20 protein-coding genes are annotated in these 20,280 nt (G+C 65.4%); 14 read left to right on the top strand and 6 right to left on the bottom strand.

Annotation, left to right across the window (positions count from 1 at the left end):
• Window positions 1-5 precede the first annotated feature (5 nt).
• The 9 genes from BLR26_RS24860 to gspN are packed head-to-tail and all read left to right on the top strand — an operon-like array spanning window position 6 to window position 6,631.
• Window positions 6-1,454 (top strand): GspE/PulE family protein, encoded by a 1,449-nt coding sequence (locus tag BLR26_RS24860; RefSeq protein ID WP_093387686.1) that lies wholly within the window; start codon window positions 6-8, stop codon window positions 1,452-1,454.
• 3 nt (window positions 1,455-1,457) lie between these two features.
• A complete protein-coding gene (gspF, locus tag BLR26_RS24855) occupies window positions 1,458-2,660 on the top strand; it encodes a type II secretion system inner membrane protein GspF (protein WP_093386911.1) in 1,203 nt (400 codons plus the stop codon).
• 14 nt (window positions 2,661-2,674) lie between these two features.
• Window positions 2,675-3,109 carry a type II secretion system major pseudopilin GspG gene (gene gspG / locus BLR26_RS24850; RefSeq protein ID WP_093386906.1) on the top strand — a complete coding sequence of 145 codons (435 nt, stop codon included), beginning with the start codon at window positions 2,675-2,677 and terminating at the stop codon, window positions 3,107-3,109.
• 2 nt (window positions 3,110-3,111) lie between these two features.
• A complete protein-coding gene (locus BLR26_RS24845) occupies window positions 3,112-3,546 on the top strand; it encodes a prepilin-type N-terminal cleavage/methylation domain-containing protein (protein ID WP_093386901.1) in 435 nt (144 codons plus the stop codon).
• Complete coding sequence (locus BLR26_RS24840; protein WP_045196520.1) at window positions 3,543-3,911, top strand: type II secretion system protein GspI; 369 nt, start codon at window positions 3,543-3,545, stop codon at window positions 3,909-3,911. Before BLR26_RS24845 ends, BLR26_RS24840 begins: the two co-directional genes overlap by 4 nt.
• Window positions 3,908-4,495, top strand: a complete 588-nt coding sequence (locus BLR26_RS24835; protein ID WP_093386896.1) for a prepilin-type N-terminal cleavage/methylation domain-containing protein — start codon at window positions 3,908-3,910, stop codon at window positions 4,493-4,495. Before BLR26_RS24840 ends, BLR26_RS24835 begins: the two co-directional genes overlap by 4 nt.
• A complete protein-coding gene (locus BLR26_RS24830; protein ID WP_093386891.1) occupies window positions 4,495-5,604 on the top strand; it encodes a type II secretion system protein GspL in 1,110 nt (369 codons plus the stop codon). The genes BLR26_RS24835 and BLR26_RS24830 overlap by 1 nt, the downstream gene beginning before the upstream one ends.
• Window positions 5,601-5,987: a type II secretion system protein GspM gene (gspM, locus tag BLR26_RS24825; protein ID WP_093386886.1), complete on the top strand. Its 387-nt coding sequence runs from the start codon at window positions 5,601-5,603 to the stop codon at window positions 5,985-5,987. Before BLR26_RS24830 ends, gspM begins: the two co-directional genes overlap by 4 nt.
• Window positions 5,984-6,631: a type II secretion system protein N gene (gspN, locus tag BLR26_RS24820; RefSeq protein WP_093386881.1), complete on the top strand. Its 648-nt coding sequence runs from the start codon at window positions 5,984-5,986 to the stop codon at window positions 6,629-6,631. The genes gspM and gspN overlap by 4 nt, the downstream gene beginning before the upstream one ends.
• A 13-nt stretch (window positions 6,632-6,644) precedes the next feature.
• Here gspN and BLR26_RS24815 read toward each other — a convergent pair whose 3' ends face one another.
• The 4 genes from BLR26_RS24815 to BLR26_RS24800 form a co-directional block, all read right to left on the bottom strand.
• Complete coding sequence (locus BLR26_RS24815) at window positions 6,645-11,117, bottom strand: hemagglutinin repeat-containing protein (RefSeq protein WP_093386876.1); 4,473 nt, start codon at window positions 11,115-11,117, stop codon at window positions 6,645-6,647.
• A gap of 28 nt (window positions 11,118-11,145) precedes the next feature.
• Window positions 11,146-12,843, bottom strand: a complete 1,698-nt coding sequence (locus tag BLR26_RS24810) for a ShlB/FhaC/HecB family hemolysin secretion/activation protein (RefSeq protein ID WP_093386871.1) — start codon at window positions 12,841-12,843, stop codon at window positions 11,146-11,148.
• A 151-nt stretch (window positions 12,844-12,994) separates the two neighbouring features.
• The gene (locus BLR26_RS24805; protein ID WP_045196533.1) at window positions 12,995-13,552 is read right to left on the bottom strand and encodes a L,D-transpeptidase family protein; all 558 of its coding nucleotides are present in this window, start codon (window positions 13,550-13,552) and stop codon (window positions 12,995-12,997) included.
• 21 nt (window positions 13,553-13,573) lie between these two features.
• Window positions 13,574-14,128, bottom strand: coding sequence for an NUDIX hydrolase (locus BLR26_RS24800; protein ID WP_093386867.1), 555 nt, complete (start codon window positions 14,126-14,128; stop codon window positions 13,574-13,576).
• A 134-nt stretch (window positions 14,129-14,262) separates the two neighbouring features.
• Here BLR26_RS24800 and BLR26_RS24795 point away from each other — a divergent pair, with 134 nt between their 5' ends.
• The 5 genes from BLR26_RS24795 (at window position 14,263) to purT (ending at window position 17,434) form a co-directional block, all read left to right on the top strand.
• The gene (locus BLR26_RS24795) at window positions 14,263-14,862 is read left to right on the top strand and encodes a CoA pyrophosphatase (protein ID WP_010220257.1); all 600 of its coding nucleotides are present in this window, start codon (window positions 14,263-14,265) and stop codon (window positions 14,860-14,862) included.
• A gap of 43 nt (window positions 14,863-14,905) precedes the next feature.
• Window positions 14,906-15,430, top strand: a complete 525-nt coding sequence (locus BLR26_RS24790; RefSeq protein WP_045196537.1) for a gamma carbonic anhydrase family protein — start codon at window positions 14,906-14,908, stop codon at window positions 15,428-15,430.
• A complete protein-coding gene (locus BLR26_RS24785) occupies window positions 15,430-15,633 on the top strand; it encodes a DUF1289 domain-containing protein (protein ID WP_045196539.1) in 204 nt (67 codons plus the stop codon). Before BLR26_RS24790 ends, BLR26_RS24785 begins: the two co-directional genes overlap by 1 nt.
• Before the next feature lie 63 nt (window positions 15,634-15,696).
• Window positions 15,697-16,164, top strand: coding sequence for a 7-cyano-7-deazaguanine/7-aminomethyl-7-deazaguanine transporter (locus tag BLR26_RS24780; protein WP_093386864.1), 468 nt, complete (start codon window positions 15,697-15,699; stop codon window positions 16,162-16,164).
• A gap of 88 nt (window positions 16,165-16,252) precedes the next feature.
• Window positions 16,253-17,434, top strand: coding sequence for a formate-dependent phosphoribosylglycinamide formyltransferase (gene purT / locus BLR26_RS24775; RefSeq protein ID WP_093386859.1), 1,182 nt, complete (start codon window positions 16,253-16,255; stop codon window positions 17,432-17,434).
• Between the two features lie 59 nt (window positions 17,435-17,493).
• Here the strand turns inward: purT and BLR26_RS24770 are convergent, their stop codons facing one another.
• Together BLR26_RS24770 and BLR26_RS24765 are read right to left on the bottom strand one after the other, a co-directional pair.
• Window positions 17,494-18,798, bottom strand: a complete 1,305-nt coding sequence (locus tag BLR26_RS24770) for an MFS transporter (protein ID WP_093386854.1) — start codon at window positions 18,796-18,798, stop codon at window positions 17,494-17,496.
• Between the two features lie 267 nt (window positions 18,799-19,065).
• Window positions 19,066-20,280 carry a transporter associated domain-containing protein gene (locus tag BLR26_RS24765; RefSeq protein WP_093386849.1) on the bottom strand — a complete coding sequence of 405 codons (1,215 nt, stop codon included), beginning with the start codon at window positions 20,278-20,280 and terminating at the stop codon, window positions 19,066-19,068.

Raw genomic sequence — 20,280 nt, 5'->3', positions numbered from 1 at the left:
TGGAGCTGTTGCCCTATCGCCTGGCCCGCCAGGCCGGCCTTGCCGTGGCGCCTTTGGCGACGGGCTGGAGCCTGTGGCTGCGCAGCGATGCCGACAGCGACCAGTTGCAGGAACTGCTGCGCGTGCAGGGTCAGCCGGATGAAGTCTGCCACCTCGACAGCGCCAGTTTCGACAGCCGCCTGGGGCAGTTGTACCAGGCCGGTGAAGGCGCCACCGCCGCGCTGATCGAGGGCATCGGTGAACAGGTCGACCTCGACGGCCTGATGAGCGAAATGCCGCGCATCGAAGACCTGCTCGAAAGCGACGACGAAGCGCCGGTGATTCGCCTGATCAACGGCCTGTTTGCCCAGGCCTTGCGCCTGCAGGCCTCGGACATTCATATCGAGACCTTCGAGCAGAGCCTGGTGGTACGTTTGCGCATCGACGGCCACTTGCGCGAAGTGCTGCGCCCGCCGCGCGCACTGTCGGCGATGCTGGTGTCGCGGATCAAGGTCATGGCCCGCCTGGACATCGCCGAGAAACGCCAGCCTCAGGATGGGCGCATCACCCTGCGCGCAGCCGGGCGCGAGGTGGACGTGCGGGTCTCGACCTTGCCCGGCATCCACGGCGAGCGGGTAGTGATGCGTGTGCTCGACAAGCAGGCCAGCCTGCTGGCGCTGGCCAACCTCGGCATGCCTACAGCGGTGGAACAGGGCCTGCGCGGCTGCCTGGCGCGGCCCAACGGTATCGTCCTGAGCACCGGGCCGACCGGTTCGGGCAAGACCACCACGCTGTACGCCAGCCTCAACAGCCTCAACGATGGCAGCCGCAACATCCTCACCGTCGAAGACCCGGTCGAATACGCCATCGCCGGCATCGGCCAGACCGCCATCAACCCCCGCGCCGGGCTGACCTTCGCCACCGGCCTGCGGGCGATCCTGCGCCAGGACCCGGACGTGATCATGCTCGGCGAAATCCGCGACCGCGAGACCGCGCAGATCGCCGTGCAGGCCAGTCTCACCGGCCACCTGGTGCTCTCGACCCTGCACACCAACAGCGCCGTGGGGGCGGTGACGCGCCTGCGTGACATGGGTATCGAGCCGTTCCTGATCGCCTCGTGCCTGCGTGGGGTCATGGCCCAGCGCTTGGTGCGGCGCCTGTGCAGCTGTGCGCGGCCGCAACCCTTGCAGGCGGCTGAGCGGCAGCTGTGGCCGGAGCTGGCGGAGCTGAGCGAGACCTTCCATGCCGTCGGTTGCGAGCAGTGCCAGGGCAGCGGCTATCGTGGCCGCCTCGGTCTGTACGAATTCATCGAGCTGGACGCCGGGCTGATCGCCCTGCTGTACGACGGCGCCAGTGAAGTGGCCATGCACGAGCATCAGGCCGGGCGCCGCCAGAGCCTTGCCGGCATGGCCAGCGAGTGCCTGCGCCGCGGCGATACCAGCCTCGCCGAAGTGCTGCGCGCGGTGCAGGGCTAACCCATGCCGACCTTTCGTTACCAAGCGGTCGACCTCAGCGGCCGGGCACGCAAGGCCAGCATCCAGGCCGACAGCGAGCGCCATGCCCGCCAGCTGTTGCGTGAGCAAGGGCTGTTCACCCGGCAGTTGCAACGCCACGATGCGGCCACTCAACAGCCGCGCCGCCAGCGGGTCAACCGCGCCCAGTTGTGCGAGCTGACCCGGCAACTGGCGACCCTCACCGGCGCCGGCATTCCCTTGGTGGATGCCCTGGCGACCCTGGAGCGGCAACTGGTGGAACCGGCCCTGCGCAACCTGCTGGTGGCGGTGCGCGGATCGCTCGCCGAAGGCCTGAGCCTGGCCCGCAGCCTGGCGCGCCAGGGCGGCCTGTTCTCCGGGTTGTACTGCGCACTGGTCGAGGCCGGCGAGCGTTCCGGGCGCCTGGCGCAAGTGCTGGAGCGTCTGGCCGAGCACCTCGAACAGGTTCAACGCCAGCAGCACAAGGCACGTACGGCGCTGATCTATCCCTGTGTGTTAATGGGGGTGTCGCTGGCGGTGGTGGTTGGCCTGATGACCTTCGTGGTGCCCAAGCTTACCGAGCAGTTCGCTCACTCCGGGCAGAGCCTGCCGTGGATCACTTCGCTGCTGATCGGTATCAGCGACCTGCTGGTGTTGCTCGGGCCCTGGTTGCTGCTCGGCGCTGTGTGGGCCTCGCTGCTCGGCGCCTGGCTGTTGCGCCGCCCGCACTGGCGTTTGCGCCGCGACGACCTGCTGCTGCGCCTGCCGCGGATCGGCAACTTGCTGGCGGTGCTGGAGAGCGCGCGGCTGTCGCGCAGCCTGGCGATTCTATGCGGCAGCGGCGTACCGCTGCTCGAAGCCCTGCAAGTGGCCACCGCCACGGTCAACAACCGGCGCATCCACCTGGCCCTGCAACGGGTCAGCAGCGATGTGCAGGGCGGGGTCAGCCTGCACCGGGCGCTGGATGCCAGTGGGCACTTCCCGCCGTTGCTGCTGAACATGGTCGCCAGTGGCGAAGCCAGCGGCACCTTGCCAGACATGCTCGAACGGGTCGCCGACAACCAGGAGCGTGGCTTCGCCCGCCAGGTCGACAGCGCCATGGCCTTGTTCGAGCCGCTGATGATCCTGGTGATGGGCGCGGTGGTGCTGTTCATCGTCCTCGCCGTGCTGTTGCCGATCATGCAGCTCAACCAGGGCCTGACACTTTGAAAAGGAGCAAGACCATGCACAGCCCACGCACGCGTCAACGCGGTTTTACCCTGATGGAAATCATGGTGGTGATCTTCATCATCGGCCTGTTGATTGCCGTGGTCGCTCCGAGCGTGCTCGGCAGCCAGGACAAGGCCATGAAGCAGAAGGTCATGGCCGACCTGTCGACCCTGGAGCAGGCGCTGGACATGTACCGTCTCGACAACCTGCGTTTCCCTTCGGCCGAGCAGGGCCTGGCGGCGCTGGTCAGCAAACCGACGGCAGAGCCGCTGCCGCGCGCCTGGCGCGCCGACGGTTACATCCGCCGCCTGCCGCAGGACCCCTGGGGCACTGCCTATCAGTACCGCGCCCCCGGCCAGCACGGGCGCATCGACATCTACTCGTTGGGCGCCGACGGCGTCGAGGGCGGCGAAGGTATCGATGCCGACCTGGGTAACTGGAACCTTTAAGGATGCGCAACGAGCGTGGTTTTACCCTGCTGGAGATGCTTGTGGTGCTGCTGATCGCCGGGCTGATGAGCACCTTGAGCATTGCCTGGCTCGACAGCGGCAAGGCGCCGGTGCAGCAGGCCCTTGAGCGCCTGGCCGGAGCCAGCCGCCAGCAGGCTGAGCTGGCGCTGCATGGGGGGGAGATTCGCGGCTTGCGCTGGAATGGCAGCCGCCCCGAATTTGTTCGCCGGGTCGCCGAGCGCTGGCAGGTCGAGCCCGTCGATTTCGCTGACTGGCCGGCAACGCTGCACGCCGACTGGCCTGCCAGCCGCGAGCCACGCCTGGTGTTCACGCCCTCCGGGCTTGCCCGCAGCGCCACCTTGAACTGGCATTGGCCCGAAGGCACCCAGCGTTGGCAATGGAGCAGCGCCGGCCAGTTGCACAGGGCGCCGCTGTGAAGCGCGCACAACGCGGCTTCACCCTGCTTGAGGTGACGGTGGCCCTGGGGATTGCCGCCGCCCTGGCAATCATGACCAGCCAGGTGTTGCGCCAGCGTCTGGCGGTGCAGCAGAGCGTGCAGCACCACCGCCTGGGGGTGTTCTGTGCGCGCGAGCTGCAGGCGCGGTTTGCCGTCGAGCGGTTCTGGCCGCTGCAAAGCAGCGCCGCCGGGCAATTGCAGCAAGGCGATGGCCAGTGTCACTGGCAACTGCAGTTGACCTCGACCGGCGTGCGCAACCTGCGCCGAGGGCAATTGCACCTGTTTGCCGACCGAGACGGGCGCGATCCGCTCGGCCAGTACCGTATCTTTCTGGTGCGCCCATGAAGCGCCGCCAGCAGGGCCTGACCTTGCTTGAACTGCTGGTGGCCCTGGCCCTGACCGCGGTGCTGGGGATCTTGCTGGCGGCGCTGGTCAATGCCTGGGCCGGTATGCGCGAGCGCTTGCAGCAACCTGCCCCGGGCTCGCCGGTGCTGGATTTCTGCCTGGCCCTGGAGCGGCGTTTCGACTCCACGGTGTTGCGCCAGCTCTATGAGCAACGTCTGCCCCTGGCGATCAACTGGCTCGACTGGCAACCCGCCACCCTGCAGTTGCAATGGGTGGCGCGCAGTGCCTGGCCGCAAGCCGAGGGCGGCTCGCGCCTGCAGCGTCAGCGCCTGAGCTACGACACTCGCGGGCAACGCCTGCTGCTGGAAACCTCGTCCGACCTGTATGCGGTGGGTAAGCCTCAATGGCGTCAACGTGAACAGCTCGATCAGGTCACGGCGCCAAGCTTTGCGTTTTTTCAATCGGGCCGCTGGCTGGCCTTTCCTTCTGCCGAGCGGTCCGCCCCGGATCGCGGTGTGCGCCTTGAGTTCAAGCGTGATGGAGCACCTTATGTCTGTACCTTCGCCCTGCCGGAGGCACCCTGATGAAATGGCTTGAACGCTGGCAAACGCCACGCGAAAGCAACTGGTTGCTACTGCGCCCTGGTGTGGGGCAAGCGCCCTGGAGCTGGTTACGCCTGGCCGACGGCAGGCGCGAAGCCGGCGAGGGAGAACCGCCCAGCCCGGACGGCGCGCGTGTGGCGCTGATTCTGCCCGGTAACCACTGCAGCCATAGCCAGCTTGCGGCGCCGCCGGGGCTCAAGCGTGATGAGTGGCCTTTGCTGCTTGAAGAGCGTTTGCTGCAACCGGCCGAATCGATCCGTTGTGGCTGTGTTTCACGTCAGGGCAATCAACTGGAGCTGGTCAGCGTCGATCAGGCTTTGCTCGAACAATGGTTGGGCCAGTGCGCCGACTGGGGCTTGAGCGTCGAGCGCTGCTGGGCCGAGTTTCAGTTGCTGGCAGACACTCCAGCGGGTACCGCCCTGTGCTGGCAGCGCAGCCCGGACCTGCTGTTGCTCAAGGGGGTAACCGAACTCTCACGCCAGCATTGGCTGGCCTGGCCGACGCTGCTTGGATCGAACTTGCCGGCTCCCTGGCCAAGCCTGCAACCCGAAATGTTTGAAGGGGCCTGGCCAGCGCGGTTGGCCGCGTTGGAGCCTTTGCCCAGCCTGTTTGCTCTGCACCCGGCGCGGCAGATGCGGCTGCGCGTTGCCATGGCCCCCGGGCAATGGCGCCTGATGGCCGCCTGCGCGCTGTTGGGGCTGGTCTGCAGCGGCCTGTGGCTGGTCCAGCAATGGCGCCAGAACGAGGTCTACAAGGCGCAAGTGGTGGCGGTCACCGGGCCGGTCACTTCATCTCGCCAGGCAGCCCAGCTCCTCAAGCGTCAGCGCCAGGCCGAGGCGGATCGCCACTTGCGCCTGCGTCAGATCGAGCAGTTGCAGATGGCGGTGCAGCAATGGTTGCAGGCACAACCCGGTTGGCATGTCAGCGCCAGTGGCTTTGACGGACAACGCTGGACCCTGCGCCTGCGTGGCGACCAGGCACCCGAGGCGGCAACCTGGCAGGCCATCGCCCGGCAGGTTGGCGTGGCGGTTGCAGCAAGCACGGGCGAAGGCCAACTGCAACTGGTGTTCGACCTGGGAGCTGTCTCATGAGTGCATGGCTGCAGCGCCGCTGGTTGATGCCGGCAGCCTGGGTGATGGTAGGCGTATTGCTTGTCACCTTGATCGTTCGTGAAGGCACGGCGCGCTTGCAGGACGCACGGCAGTGGCAAGCCCTGGCCCGCTCGGCGGCCAGCCTGCAAGTGCAGACGCGCTTCAGTGCCGAGCAACTGCAGCAATCGGCGCAGGCACACAGTATTGCCCTCAATGAAGTGCTGGGAGAAAACCACAGTTGGCAGATCAAGGGCCATGCCGCCGATGAGCAAGGTGTGCAGCGCTGGCTACTGGCTGTACAGCGCGAAGGCGTGCGCCCGCTGCGCTGGTCGCTGGAGCAGGGCGAGGCTGGAATGAGCTTCGAGCTGGAGTTGCAACAATGAAGCGCGCGGGCGGGTTCGCCCTGGTGTTCGTGTTGAGCCTGTTGGCTGCTTTGCCGGCGAACTGGCTGCTCGCGCCCGTTGCCGCCGAAGGCGTCTCCGGCAGCCTCTGGCAAGGCCAGGCGCAACGGCTGGGGCAGGTGGGGCCGGTCGCTTGGCACTGGCAGCCCTGGCGTCTGCAGGCCCAGGTCGAGCTTGGGTTCCAGGGGCAAAGCTGGCAGGTCCAGGTCGCTGGCTGGCCGTGGAACTGGCGGGCGGCAGTAGAGCCAATGCAGCCTACACTCACGACGCCTTCGTCCTATCGGCTGACGGGTGAGTGGAGCGGGCGGATCGACGTGCAGGGCAGCGGTCGACAGTGTCGAGGCAGCCAGGGCGAGATCAGTGTCGACGGTCTGGCCATGGACGCGCCCTGGTCGGTGCCCCTTGGGGCGGGCCAGGTGCGCATTGATTGCTCGGCAGGCATGCATCTGCTGGCGCGGTTGCAGTTGCAGGGGCAGCATCAGGCCGAGCTGGATGCCGACCTGCTCGCCCGGCGCGCGAAGCTGCAGGGCGAGATGACACCGGGTACCGCCCTGTACCCGGTGTTGCTGGCGGCCGGCTGGCTCAAGGCGGATGCAACCGGCATCAGCCGCACCCTCAAGTGGTGACCGGCAGGCGGCCTCAGCGCGGCTTGCTGCCCTCCGTTATGCTCGAGGCCAGAGTGGTGCTGCGATCATGCCCGCTGGTACGCAGGAAACCGAGGTCCAACGGCTTTTCTCCTGCGTTGCTGTTGGCGCCGGAGCCGTAGACATCAATCAGGCCGCTGACCAGGTCGACCGGTGCGTTCGAGGCGTTGATGCCCACCTGGCGATAGTAATCGCGCCCCTGCACGTTCTGCTCGGTGACGGCGGCACCGCCCAATTGCACCTTGCCCTTGTTCGCTTGCAGGCTGGCGCCGGAGAGGCGCACGGCGCCGCCGACCTCAAGGTCGATGCCGTCGCGGCCGTTGAGCACGCTCTGGCTGGCGACGGTGTCGCGCTGGGTGTGCTCGACCTTGAGGGTGAAGGTGGGTGAGGTCTTCGGGTCGACTTTCTGCAACGCGCCGCCGACCGGTTTACCGACCTTGTCAGCCAGCGGGCCGGCCACCGCGTTGGCGGCGTTGATATAGCCCTGTGGGTTCTTTTCCTGGCTCAAGCGCGCATCCACCTGCACGTTCAGCTGGTTGACCCGGTCCTGGCGGCTGGCGATGTGCAGGTCGCCGCCGACCTGGCCGTCGATGCGCCCGGCATCCAGGCGCACGCCTTCAAGGCGCGTGTCGCTCAGGCTGGTCAGGCTGATCTGGCCGGCGCGCCATTGGCTGTTGGCGAAGGTGATATTGTCTGCGTTGTCGATGTTCACCTGCCCGCGGGCATACAGCCCGCGTTTGGCCTCTTTCGCGGTCGCCCCTGGAGCGGCGTTAAGGCCGGCACCGGCGGTGATGTCGAGGTTGTTGCGCCGTTCGCTGCTGCCTGCGGCCTCGATCAGCACGCCGCCTTCGCTGGCGCTGATGGCGACCCGGTTTGCCGAGGCCTTGACGCCTTGCAGCGTCAGCGCATCGTCCTGACTGGCGGTGCTGCTCAACAGCAGTTGCTCCCTGGCAAACCAGTTGGCCCCGCTGGCCGTGGTACTGGCTTCATCGACCCGGCCCGTGCCGAAGTGGCCACCCAGGCCACCGCCTTTGCCATTGCTGGTGCTTTTACCGAGCAATTCCAGGCCGCCGCCGATGTTGCTGCCTTGAGCCTTGTGGGTATCAGTGGCAGCGCTGACTTTCAGCGCACCTGCGCTTTGCAGCTCGATATCGGCGACCTTGGCCGCGCTGCTGCCGATGCGCCCACCCACAAGCTCGAGGGCACCACCGGCCTGCAGTTGCACTTTGCCTTTGGCGTCTATCTCTACCACGCGGGCCTGGGTATCGAGACTGTCCAGTTTGCTCTGGTCAAGGTAGCCGCGAAACTCCAGGGCACTGCCCGCCGGTGCGTTGCCTGCCTTGAACCAGCCGTTGCCGTCGAGTTTGTTCAACTGTTGGCGCTGTTGATCGTTGGCCTGGGCAAGGCTCAGGTCACCCTTGGCCGTTATTTCAAGCGAGCCGTCGCCGGCATTGAAGCGCGTGCCTTCGTACAGGCCATCACTGCCCAGTTGCACCTGGATGCCGGTTTGCCCATAGAGGCTGCCAGGGCGTGCGGTTTGCGTGCTGTTGTCGGTCAGCAGCGAGCCACCCTTGCCGGAAAGACGCAGGTTGATATCGCTGCCGGTGCTGGTTTCGACGCGCACCGCAGCGTCCACATCCAGGCGCTCGACACCTGTGCTGGTGCTGTCCTGGGCGGCGACGAAGCGGTGGTTTTGCGCCTGGATCGACAAAGGCCCCTGGCTGGCCCGGTACTGGGTGCCGGCATCGTCGAGGCTGCCGGCCTTGAGGTTGATACGCTGGCCCGTGAGTTCGGTGACCTGCGCGGTGCTGCTGCGCGTGGTTTGCTCGCGATTGAGGTGTTTGAACTCAAGATCAGCGCCCAGCGTTGGCGGGGCCAGGGCGTCTTCGATTGATGCCTGCTGGAAGCGACTGGCTTCTTTACCGGTGACCAGGTTCTCCACCGGGCGGGTCAGGTCCTTGTACACCAGGCTGGCGCCGAGGCTGGCTTGCCAGTGGGTCTGGGTCTGTTTTGATTCGCGGGTATCGTCGACGGCGCGATTGTCCACGCTGCCGGCCTGCAGCTCCAGCGACCGGCCAGCTGTCAGGCGGGCAGCCTCGTTGACCAGCGTGTCGGCAGTCACGCGCAGATCGCCAGTGGCGCTCAGGCTGCTGCGTTGCGCCTGGCTTGCGCGTTCATCGACCTCCTGGCGCCTGTAGTAGCCTTCGAAGGCGCTGCCAACAGCATCGATGCCGCCACTGACCCGCAGGCCGCCGCCACTTTCGCCGGTGGTGGTCTGCTGCGACTGTAGCTCGCGAGCTACGCTTACGGTGACAGTGCGACCATCCAACTGAAGGTCACCGGCGAGCGCCTCAATGCTGGAGCCCGTGATGTCGATGGCTTTAGCACTTTCGAGTGCAACGCCTGCGCCCTTGAGCTCGCTGGCAACCTGCTTGAGGTGGGATGCCTGCGTGTCGGTGTTGACCACGGCGTAACCCACCGAAGCCGTGTACTGGTGCGAGTCGGGCTTGCCGTCGATGGCGTCCTGGGTCTGGCTGGCATTGGCAGTGAAGCCCTGTTGCCGGTTTTGTTCGCTGACGGTCTGCAGTTGTTCGGCACTGCGCACATCGATGGCGTTTTGCGCCTGCAGGTGCAATTGCTTGCCGGCCTGAAGCCTTGACCCGATCACCTGCAGGTCATCGGCGCTGGCCAGGCGCAGGTTGCTGGCAGAGGCCAGGTCGCTGCTCAGCACTTGCTGGCGGTGTTCCTGGCGCTGGCTTTTCTCGGCGATCAGGCCGAACAGTTTGCTGTCGCTCTCGCGTTGCTCGACGCTGGACGCATTGTGTGTCGCTTCGACCGACAGCCGGGCTTTTTCACTGAGCAACAGTGCATCGCCTTTGGCTTGCACCTTTGAGCCTTTGATTTGCACCTGGTCAGCCACCACGGTCAATGCACCTTCAGCCTGAAGGTTACTGGCACTACCCTGTTGGCCCTTGGCTTCGGTCTGGCCGTTCTTGCCGAAGAAGCTGCCGGAGACCAGGTCGCCACTGTAGTTGCGGGTGTTTTCGTCGTTGCTCAGTGCGATGCTGGCGACCTCCAGCTTGCCGGCCTTGAGGTTCATGTCGCCGGCGCTGCTCAGGGCGCTGCCCAGTATCTGCGTGTTGCCTTTGGACGCCAGGGAAACCTGCTGGCCGGACAGAACACTGGCCTTGACGCTTTCCTGGTAGCTGTTGCTGTCCTTGTCACCGCGCCACAGGTGTTTGCGGTGGCGGATTTTTTCATCGACCTGCAGGCTGTCGACGCCGGCGCTGATGGTCAGGTTCTGGCCCGCCTTGACCGACAGGTCGCCACCGGCCTCGACGCTGGCGGCGACCATGCGCAGGTCGCCGCCCGCCTGCAGGTTGATGTCCTGGCTGGCCTTGATCTGGCTGCCGACCTGTTGGCGCTCGGTGCGGGTGCTTTCGCGCTCGTAGGTTTCGGTGGTGATGAGACCCCACTTTTCTTTGCGGTTCTGCTGTTCGCGGCTGATGTTTTCCCGAGCCTGGGCATTGAGGGTGAGGTTCTTGCCGGCCTTGATGTTTACCTGTTGCGCCTGGGCGCGTACGGCGCTGATCTCCAGGGTGCCGGCAGCGTCTATGGCGATCCCGTCGCGGGCTTGCAACTGGCTGCTGGCCATGCGCACACCGGCGCCCGCCGCGGTGCTGAGGATACGGATGCGCCCGGCTTGCATGGCGCCAAACAGGCTGGCATCGATACTGCCAGCCGGCGCCGCCAGGTGCTCGATGACCTGGCCGTCGGTGGCGTCGATGCGGTTGCGCCCGACCACCAGGCTCAAGTCGTCGCGCGCCGCGAGCGCGCCGCGGCTGTCGATGCGTGGGGCGATCAGTTCGAGAGCTCCGTAGTGGTTGCTCTGGCCGACGCCGAGGACCTCCAGGGTGCCGCTGGCGGTACGGGTATCGAGGTACTTGAGGCGCTGGTCTTGCAGCTCGACCGTACCGACCAGAAAGCCTGCACGGGTGGTGTTGATGAAGCTGCCACCGTTGAGGGTGATGCCATTGGGGTTGGCCAGGATGTAGTCGGCCGGGCGACCGAAGATTTCCTGTGGGCCGGCAATGCGCGAGGCGTTGCGGCTGATCACTTCATTGAGAATGGTCGAGGCGGCCTGGCCCTGGAACTGCGGGTTGGCGGCCAGGGCGCCGGCCAGTTGCGATTGCCCGGCCTGCAGGGCGTTGTTCAACACCAACCCGGATTTGTTGACGTTGTAATCGAGAAACTGGTTGTGCGACAGGCCACTGGCGTTGGGCGCGACGATATCGATCACCGGCACGCCATGCCGATCGGTGATCAGCGGCGTACCGGCAACCCCGGCTGCCGCTTGCAGGCCGTTGGCGGCAAGGCCAATGCCCGGGCTCATCAGACTCAAGGCGATTATCCAGCGCAGGCGATTGAGCCTGCGCCGTTGTACAGCGGGGGAGGGCGTCTTGGGCATCACGGTCTTCTCTTTTTTGTTGTGGACTTCAGATGTTCAGTACCCACTCCAGCAGCCAGTAGCCGGGCTCCAGGTCCTGGCGGCGGGTGTTGCTGGCGTGCAGCGCGCGTTGGTAGTCAAGCTTGAGCAGGCTGTCGGGCAGGCTAAGTTCAAGGCCGGCATGGGCGCCGGCCAGGCGCTGTGCGGCGCGGCCGTGGTCGAATTTGCTCCAGCCCAGGTCCAGGCCCAGTTGCGGGCGAATCACTAGCCCGGCGGGCAGGTTCAGGGCCAACGGCTGGCTCAGGGTGTTGCGCCACGCGGCGCCGCTAGCACCAGCCGCCACCTGTTGGCGAAAGCCGCGCACGGCACTGTTGTCGCTGAGCAGCAATTGCTCGACTGCCGGCAGAGCGTCGGCGCTGTACTGCAGGTTCAGTTCGCTCTGCCAACGCCAGGGCCAGGCCGGGTCACGGCCCTGGCGCAGGTGCAGGGCGCTTGCGCGGTACTTGCGAAACTGCGGCTGCGGCGCGTTGCTGGCCAGCGGCGCAGTATCGGCGCCAAACCAGTCCAGGCCCTGGGCAATGCCCAGGTAGGCACTCCACAGGTTGGCGTCGAGCCACAGCAGGTTCAGGCCTGCTTCCAGGCTGGTAAGGGTCGGGCTTTGCACGTGCAGGCGTTGCCCGGCCAGGCGGTTGTCCAGGCGCTTCTGGTCCAGGCGCAGGCTGGCGCTGAGCAGCCCGTGCTGGTTGCGCCACAGGTTGCGTTCAAGGCTCAGGCCGTAGAACCCGCTCTGGCCACTGCTGCGCTCGCGCCGGCCCGGCAGTTGCGCCTGGTACTGCAGCTGGTTGAGGTTGAGCGCGTAGGTCCAGGGGCCGTAGGGAATGCTGTAGTACAGGCCGTAGCCGCGGCTGTAACTGGCGCCGGAACCGAGCGTCGAGGTAAGCGACAGCTGGCTGTAGTCATTGAGTTGCAACGGGCTGTCCAGGGTCAGGCTGGCGCCGACCCGCTCGCGCCCGGTCAGTTCGCTGCCGCGGTTGTCGAAGCTGCTGCCCAGGCGCCAGCGCGGGTTGATCTGCCGCGGCGTGATGAGGATGCGGGTGCCGCCTTGCAGCTCGCCGGGCAGCAGGTCGGCGCCCAGGTCGAAGGCCCGCAGCCGGTTCAGCTGGTCCATGCCCTGTTCCAGTTCGCTCAGGCGCAAGGGCTGGCCGAGCAGGGACGGGAATGCGCTGTGCAGTGACAGCGGCAAGTCGGGGTCGGCCAGCTCGATCGACTCGACAAAGCCCTCGACGACCTCGATGTCCAGAGTCGCGCCTGCTTGCGGCGGCTGGCTCAGGTAGGGGCGGCTGGTCAGGTAGCCGGCTTGCACATACTGCTCGGTGATGGTTTTGAGGATCAGGTTGATCCGTGCCACGTCCATGCATGGCGTCATCAGCGGTCGCACGCTGGCTGCCAGTTCTGCCGAGCCGATTTGCCGGTTGCCAGCCAGGCGCACGCCGTTCAGCGGCCAGCAGGGCGAGGCCTCGGTGGCGGCTGGTGCTTGGCTGGCCGGTTCGGCCAATTCATCGCTACGTTGCAGCTTGCGCAGGCGTTGACGTTGCTCGAGTTGTTCCAGTTGCAGACGCTGGTCGCGTAGCGGCTGAATGCCCAGGTGTTCATGAGCACTGGCGGGATGCACCATCAACAGCATTACAAAGAGGGCCGAAGGCCGGATGACAAGGCGTGCAGCGACAATGCTGAGTGAACTGGGCATGCAGTAGCGTCCAGGAGATATCCAGATGCGTGGATTTTATGGACGCTACTATTCGAATAGATGCGCTACCGAGCCGGTAGACGAGTAGGGCCGAAGCCTGAGTTGCGAGGGAAGCTTCCGACGTGCTTGTCGGAAGCGCCTTAAGGGGCGATCAGGGGCGGATCTCGATCATGGTGCCGTCCGGGACCATGTTCCACACTTCACGCATGTCGCGGTTGGTCATGGCGATGCAGCCTTCGGTCCAGTCGAGGGTGTGGAAGACTTCTTCCGGGTATTCCTCGCTCAGCGGCGTGCCGTGGATCATGATCATCCCGCCCGGCGGAACGCCTTCACGACGGGCGCGGGCGGCGTCGGTGATATTCGGGTAGGACACGTGCATGGCCAGGTTGTAGCGGTCGCTCTGCTTGCGCCAGTCGATCCAGTAGAAGCCTTCGGGGGTGCGCTTGTCGCCTTCGCGCAGCTTGGCGCCCTTGGGTTGCTTGCCCAGGGAGATGCGGTAGGTTTTCAGCGGCGTGCCGGCGCTGATCAGCTGTAAACGACGTTCGGACTTGATCACCAGGATCTTGTCGATCAGCGCAGGCTTGGGCGCTTGCGGTTGCAGTGGCGAAGGCGCGGTCTGGTCGACCGGCCGGGTGATGATGGTTTCGGTGAAACCCGCCTGGGACATCGAAGCCACACTGAGGCAGAAAAGGGCAAGCAACCAGCGCATGAAACGATATCCCTGAAAAAGCTAGGTGTTGGGTGACGAGACGAGCATGGGTGACAGGCATTCATTGCCGATCGGGAAGCGCTGCTCGATGCGGTCACGATAATAGCATTCTAGGGTACGACTGACGGTGCGGAAAGCCAGCTCGTCCCACGGGATTTCACTTTCGTCGAAAAGCCGCACTTCCAGGCTCTCGACGCCGACGGCAAAGTCCAGGTCGGCAAGCTCGGCGCGAAAGAACACGTGCACCTGGTTGATGTGCGGCAGGTCGAACAGTTGGTAGAGGCTCATGCCGCCTACGCGGGCGCAGGCTTCTTCATCGGTTTCCCGGCGCGCGGCCTGTTCGATGGTTTCGCCGTTCTCCATGAACCCGGCGGGCAAGGTCCAGTAGCCCCGGCGCGGTTCGATGGCGCGGCGGCACAACAGCACCCGGCTGCCCCAGGTCGGCAGCACCCCGGCGACAATGTTGGGGTTCTGGTAATGAATGGTCTGGCACTGATCGCAGACATAGCGCAGGCGGGTATCGCCCTCGGGAATACGCTGAATCACCTGATTGCCGCACGCACTGCAGAATTTCATGCTTTTATTCCTGTTAGGTGCGCCTATCTTGGCGCCACTGTCCCTGCGGCCGCAAGCCGGATCGTCGCCGGGACTTGGGCGGCCCGCGGCTTTGGTGCATCATGCACGACAGGCTTTGGAATCGAGAGAGAGCAATGCTGGACGAGCTACTTCGCCGCGTGAGCAGTCATACGCCGAGTACCCTGGAGACGGACCGACGTTTTCCCGAGGCCGCTGTGTTATTGCCCATCACCCGCAGCGAAGAGCCGGAGCTGGTGTTGACCCTGCGCGCCAAGGGCTTGTCGACCCACGGCGGCGAGGTGGCCTTCCCCGGTGGTCGCCGCGATCCGGAAGACCCCGACCTGATCTTCACCGCCCTGCGTGAAGCCGAAGAAGAAATCGGCCTGCCGCCGGGCCTGGTGGAGATCATCGGCCCGTTGAGCCCGCTGATCTCGCTGCATGGGCTGAAAGTGACGCCTTTCGTCGGCCTGATTCCGGATTTTGTCGAATACCAGGCCAACGACGCCGAGATCGCTGCGGTGTTCACCGTGCCGCTGGAGTTCTTTCGCCAGGACCCGCGTGACCATACCCACCGTATCGATTATCAGGGCCGCAGTTGGTACGTGCCCAGCTACCGCTATGGCGAGTACAAGATCTGGGGGCTGTCGGCGATCATGATCGTCGAGCTGGTCAACTTGCTTTACGATGCCAACATCAGCCTGCATCAGCCGCCTGAACGCTTTACCCCCATTTGAGCGGGACCACCCGCCAGCCACGCCGCACCGTGAGGATCCACGCATGAAATACCGTCTGGGCGACCTGCGGGTCGAAACCCATCCGCGCAGCTGGGTTGCGCCGACTGCCACGCTGATCGGCAAGGTACGCCTGCAGGCCGGCGCCAACGTCTGGTTCGGCGCGGTGTTGCGCGGCGATAACGAGCTGATCGACATTGGCGAGAACAGCAACGTCCAGGACGGCACGGTGATGCACACCGACATGGGCTCGCCGCTGACCCTGGGCAAGGGCGTGACCGTCGGCCACAACGCCATGCTTCACGGCTGCACGGTCGGCGACCACAGCCTGGTCGGCATCAACGCGGTGATCCTCAACGGTGCGCGGATCGGCAAGTACTGCATCATCGGCGCCAACGCGCTGATCCCCGAAGGCAAGGAAATACCTGACGGCTCGCTGGTGATGGGCTCGCCGGGCAAGGTGGTGCGCGAACTGACCGAGGCGCAAAAGAAGATGCTTGAAGCCAGTGCCGCCCACTACGTGCACAACGCCGAGCGTTATGCCCGCGACCTGGCCCCGCAGGAGGATTGATGAGCACGCCTGAACGCCCGGTGGCCTCGCCCTGTGTGCAGATCTGCGCGCTGGATGACGCCGATATCTGCACCGGCTGCCAACGCAGCGCCGCTGAAATCACCCGCTGGGGGCGGATGGACAACAGCGAGCGGCGCCAGGTGCTCAAGCTGTGCCACGAGCGCGCGGTCGCGGCCGGGCTGATCTTCAGCGTCGGCGCATGATCCGCCGCTTGGCCGCCGGCAAGCGCTGCAGTACCCTGTAGCGCTTACCCAGCGGTCGATCCCATGTTCTTTCTGATTGCCTATATCAGCAGCGTAGTGCTGATCAACTACGCCTTCTCCAGTGCCCCGCACCTGGACGTCATCTGGTCCGCCTGGGGCGGGCTGGTGTTCATCCTGCGCGACATGGTCCAGACCCGCTTCGGCCACGGCGCGCTGCTGGCCATGCTGGCGGCCCTGGTGCTGTCCTACATCACCTCGGAGCCGGCCATCGCCCTGGCCAGCGCCACTGCCTTCGCGGTGTCCGAGCTGATCGACTGGCTGGTGTTCACCATCACCAAGCGGCCGCTGCACGATCGCCTGTGGCTGAGTTCGGCGCTGAGCATCCCGATCGACACCTTTATCTTCTTCGGCATGATCGGCGCCCTGACCCCGGCCGTGGTCGGCACCGCCATGGCCTCGAAATTCGCCGGGGTTACCGTGGTCTGGCTGGCCATGGCCTGGCGCGCGCGCAAGCGGGTGGTCACCGGCTGAGCACGGTTCATGTAAAATGGCGCTCCTTTTCACCGGGTTGCACCGAGTACGGGGCGGCCCAGGATGTTCTTCCCTCTGAGGACCTGAAATGACCCGTATCGGAACCCCATTGTCGCCGACCGCGACCCGCGTACTGCTCTGTGGCTGCGGCGAGCTGGGCAAGGAAGTGGTGATCGAGCTGCAACGCCTGGGTGTTGAAGTGATTGCCGTGGACCGTTACGCCAATGCCCCGGCCATGCAGGTGGCCCATCGCAGCCACGTGATCAACATGCTCGACGGCGCCGCCCTGCGGGCAGTGATCGAGGCCGAGAAGCCGCACTACATCGTCCCGGAAATCGAAGCCATTGCCACCGCGACCCTGGTCGAGCTGGAAAACGAAGGTTTCACCGTGGTGCCGACCGCCCGCGCCGCGCAATTGACCATGAACCGCGAAGGCATCCGTCGCCTGGCCGCCGAAGAGCTCGACCTGCCGACCTCGCCGTACCATTTCGCCGACACCTTCGAGGAATACGCCAAGGCCGTCGACGACCTCGGCTTCCCGTGCGTGGTCAAGCCGGTGATGAGTTCGTCGGGCAAGGGCCAGAGCCTGCTGCGCAGCACTGACGACGTGCAAAAGGCCTGGGACTATGCCCAGGAAGGCGGGCGTGCCGGCAAGGGCCGGGTGATCATCGAAGGCTTTATTGATTTCGACTACGAAATCACCCTGCTGACCGTTCGTCATGTCGGCGGCACCACCTTCTGCGCGCCGGTCGGCCACCGTCAGGAGAAGGGCGATTACCAGGAGTCCTGGCAGCCGCAGGCGATGAGCCCGGTGGCCCTGGCTGAATCCGAGCGGGTGGCCAAAGCGGTGACCGAGGCGCTGGGCGGCCGCGGCCTGTTCGGTGTCGAGCTGTTCGTCAAAGGCGACCAGGTGTGGTTCAGCGAAGTCTCGCCACGCCCGCATGACACCGGCCTGGTGACCCTGATCTCCCAGGACCTGTCGCAGTTCGCCCTGCATGCGCGGGCGATCCTGGGCTTGCCGATCCCGCTGATCCGTCAGTTCGGCCCGTCGGCGTCGGCGGTGATCCTGGTGGAAGGCCAGTCGCAGCAGACCGCCTTCGCCAACCTCGGCGCTGCCCTGAGCGAGCCGGATACCGCCATTCGCCTGTTCGGCAAGCCTGAGGTCAACGGCCAGCGGCGTATGGGCGTATGCCTGGCTCGCGACGAGTCGATCGAAGCCGCCCGGGCCAAGGCCACCCGTGCTTCGCAGGCGGTCAAGGTAGAGTTCTAAGCAATCGCGGGGCAAGCCCGCTCCTACACCGGTAGGAGCGGGCTTGCCCCGCGATGATTCTACAGCTCCGAGTGGCGCGTCTCTTTCAGGCACAACACCGCAATCAGGCTCAGCACAGCTGCCGCCGAGACATAGCCGCCGACCCAGCTCAAACCGCCCATGGCCACCAGCTTCTGGGCAAAGAACGGTGCAGCCGAGGCGCCGACGATCCCGCCCAGGTTGTAGGCTGCCGACGCCCCGGTGTAACGCACGTGAGTGGGGAACAGCTCAGGCAGCAAGGCGCCCATCGGCGCAAAGGTCACGCCCATCAAAAACAGCTCGATGGCCAGGAACAATGCCACCCCCGTGGTCGAACCCGAGGTCAGCAGCGGCTCCATGGTAAAGCCCGAGGCAATGGCCAGCACAGCGCCGACAATCAGCACCGGCTTGCGCCCGTAACGGTCGCTGAGCCAGGCCGACAGTGGCGTGGCCAGGGCCATGAACAGCACCGCGAAGCACAGCAGGCCGAGGAAGGTCTCGCGACTGTAACCCAAGGTCGAGACGCCATAGCTGAGCGAGAACACCGTCGAGATGTAAAACAGCGCATAGCACACCACCATGGCCGCCGCGCCCAGCAGGGTGGGGGCCCAGTACTGGGCGAAGAGCTCGACCACCGGCATCTTCACCCGCTCGTGGCGAGCCACGGCCTTGGCGAAGACCGGGGTTTCTTCGAGCTTCAGGCGCACATACAGGCCGACCATCACCAGTACGGCGCTGAGCAGGAACGGAATGCGCCAGCCCCAACTGCGGAATTGCTCATCGGTCAGCAGCATGGCCAGGGTCAGGAACAGGCCGTTGGCCGCCAGAAAACCGATCGAAGGGCCTAGCTGCGGGAACATGCCGAACCAGGCGCGCTTGCCCTTGGGCGCGTTCTCGGTGGCCAGCAACGCCGCGCCGCCCCATTCACCGCCAAGTCCAAGACCCTGGCCGAAGCGCAACACGCAAAGCAGGATCGGCGCCCAGGCGCCAATGCTGTCGTAGCCAGGCAGCACGCCAATCAAGGTGGTACACACACCCATCAGCAGCAAGGATGCGACCAGGGTCGATTTACGGCCGATACGGTCGCCAAAGTGACCGAACAGCGCCGAACCCAGGGGCCGGGCCAGGAAGGCGATGCCGAAAGTAAGGAACGCCGAGAGCATCTGCGCGGTGCCGGAGGTCTGCGGGAAGAATACCGGGCCGATCACCAGCGCCGCCGCAGTGGCGTACACGTAGAAGTCGTAGAACTCGATGGCGGTGCCGATGAAGCTGGCGGTGGCAACCCGTGCCGGCGAGTTGCCGGGGCTGGCCTGGGCGGTTTCGGGGTAGGTGCTGCTGGTGGTCATGCGATTATCCCTGTCAGTCGAGAGCTCCATGGGCATCGCCGCCGGCCGGGTACGAACAGGCAGGCACGGGCGTGCGCCGAAGCGAATTGTTATGGTCGCGTGACGAAACATACGCCCGTTGGGGATGGGGGCGGGCGCGGGCAAGGCTCGGGGTGTGAACCAGTACCGCTGGTGCGCGCAATGTTCAGTCAGGCTGACTGGCCGTGTGACGCCGGTGCGGGTAGCGGGCGAGACGGCTGGGGCTGGGTAAGCGTGTGGCCAGTATAGCTAGCGCTTGAGCGTCCAGACCAGTATGCGGCTGGCACAATTGTCCTCGGTTTCGAGGATTTCCAGGCGATAACGGCCGATTTTCAGGCACACGGCGCTTGCCGGGATGCTTTCCAGGGCTTCGGTGACCAGGCCGTTGAGGGTCTTCGGCCCGTCGCTGGGCAGGTGCCAGCCCAGGGTGCGGTTGAGCTCGCGGATCGACACGTTGCCTTCGATGACAAAGCGCCCGTCGGCCTGGGGGTGGATATGCGGGTTGTCGAGGCTGTGTTCGTCTTCGAACTCGCCGACGATTTCTTCGAGGATGTCTTCCAGGGTAACGATGCCCAGTACTTCACCGTATTCGTCGACCACCACGCCCAGGCGCCGCTGCTGTTTGTGGAAATTCAGCAATTGCAGCTGCAACGGGGTGCTTTCCGGCACGAAATAGGGTTCGTAGCAGGCCGCCTGCAGGGTTTCGCGGGTCAGTTCGGCCTTGGGCAGCAGGTGGCTGATCAGCTTGGTATTGAGGATCGCCTCCACCTGGTTGATATCGCTGTGGTAGACCGGCAGGCGGGTGTGGCGGCTGATGATCAACTGCTCGATGATTGCCTCGATCGGCTCGTCGAGGTTGATGCCGTCGACATCGTTGCGCGGCACGAGGATGTCGTTGACGGTGATTTTGTCCAGCGCCAGCAGGCTTTCCGGCAGGTTCAGGCGCTGGTCGGCATCCGGCTCGTCGGCGGCGTAGCTGTCGCTGTCGTCGTTGTCGTGCAGCGCTACCGCATGGCTTTGCACCCGGAACGGGCGCAGCAGCACCCGCGCACAGCCATCGAGCAGCCAGGCTACCGGCTGCAGCAGTTTGAGCGGCACTTTGAGCAAGCTGTTGCCCAGGCCGATGAAAGCCTGCGGGTTGCGCCTGGCCAGCTGTCGCGGCAGGTATTCGGCAACGATCAAAAGCACGGCGGCGGCGCCCAGGCCGGCCAGCCAGAAACCGTGCTCGCCGCTGTAGCGCTGGCCCATCAGGCAGGCCAGGGCCAATACCAGCAGCTTGCCCAGGGTCGAGCACAGCACCAGGGCCTGAGGGGTTACGGCAAGTTCGGGGTGCTCGCCGGTCTGCGGGTTGCGCCGGCCACCGTTGAGTTGCTGCTGGGCGGCGTCCACCGCAGTGAACAGCGCCGACCACAGCAGTGCCAGTGCCAATACGCCGAGTAGCGGTCCTAACGGCAGAGCGTCCAT

Origin of the sequence: Pseudomonas sp. UC 17F4 (genome assembly GCF_900101695.1) — a bacterium.
GTDB lineage: Bacteria > Pseudomonadota > Gammaproteobacteria > Pseudomonadales > Pseudomonadaceae > Aquipseudomonas.
This window is presented reverse-complemented; position numbering and strand designations above follow the sequence as displayed.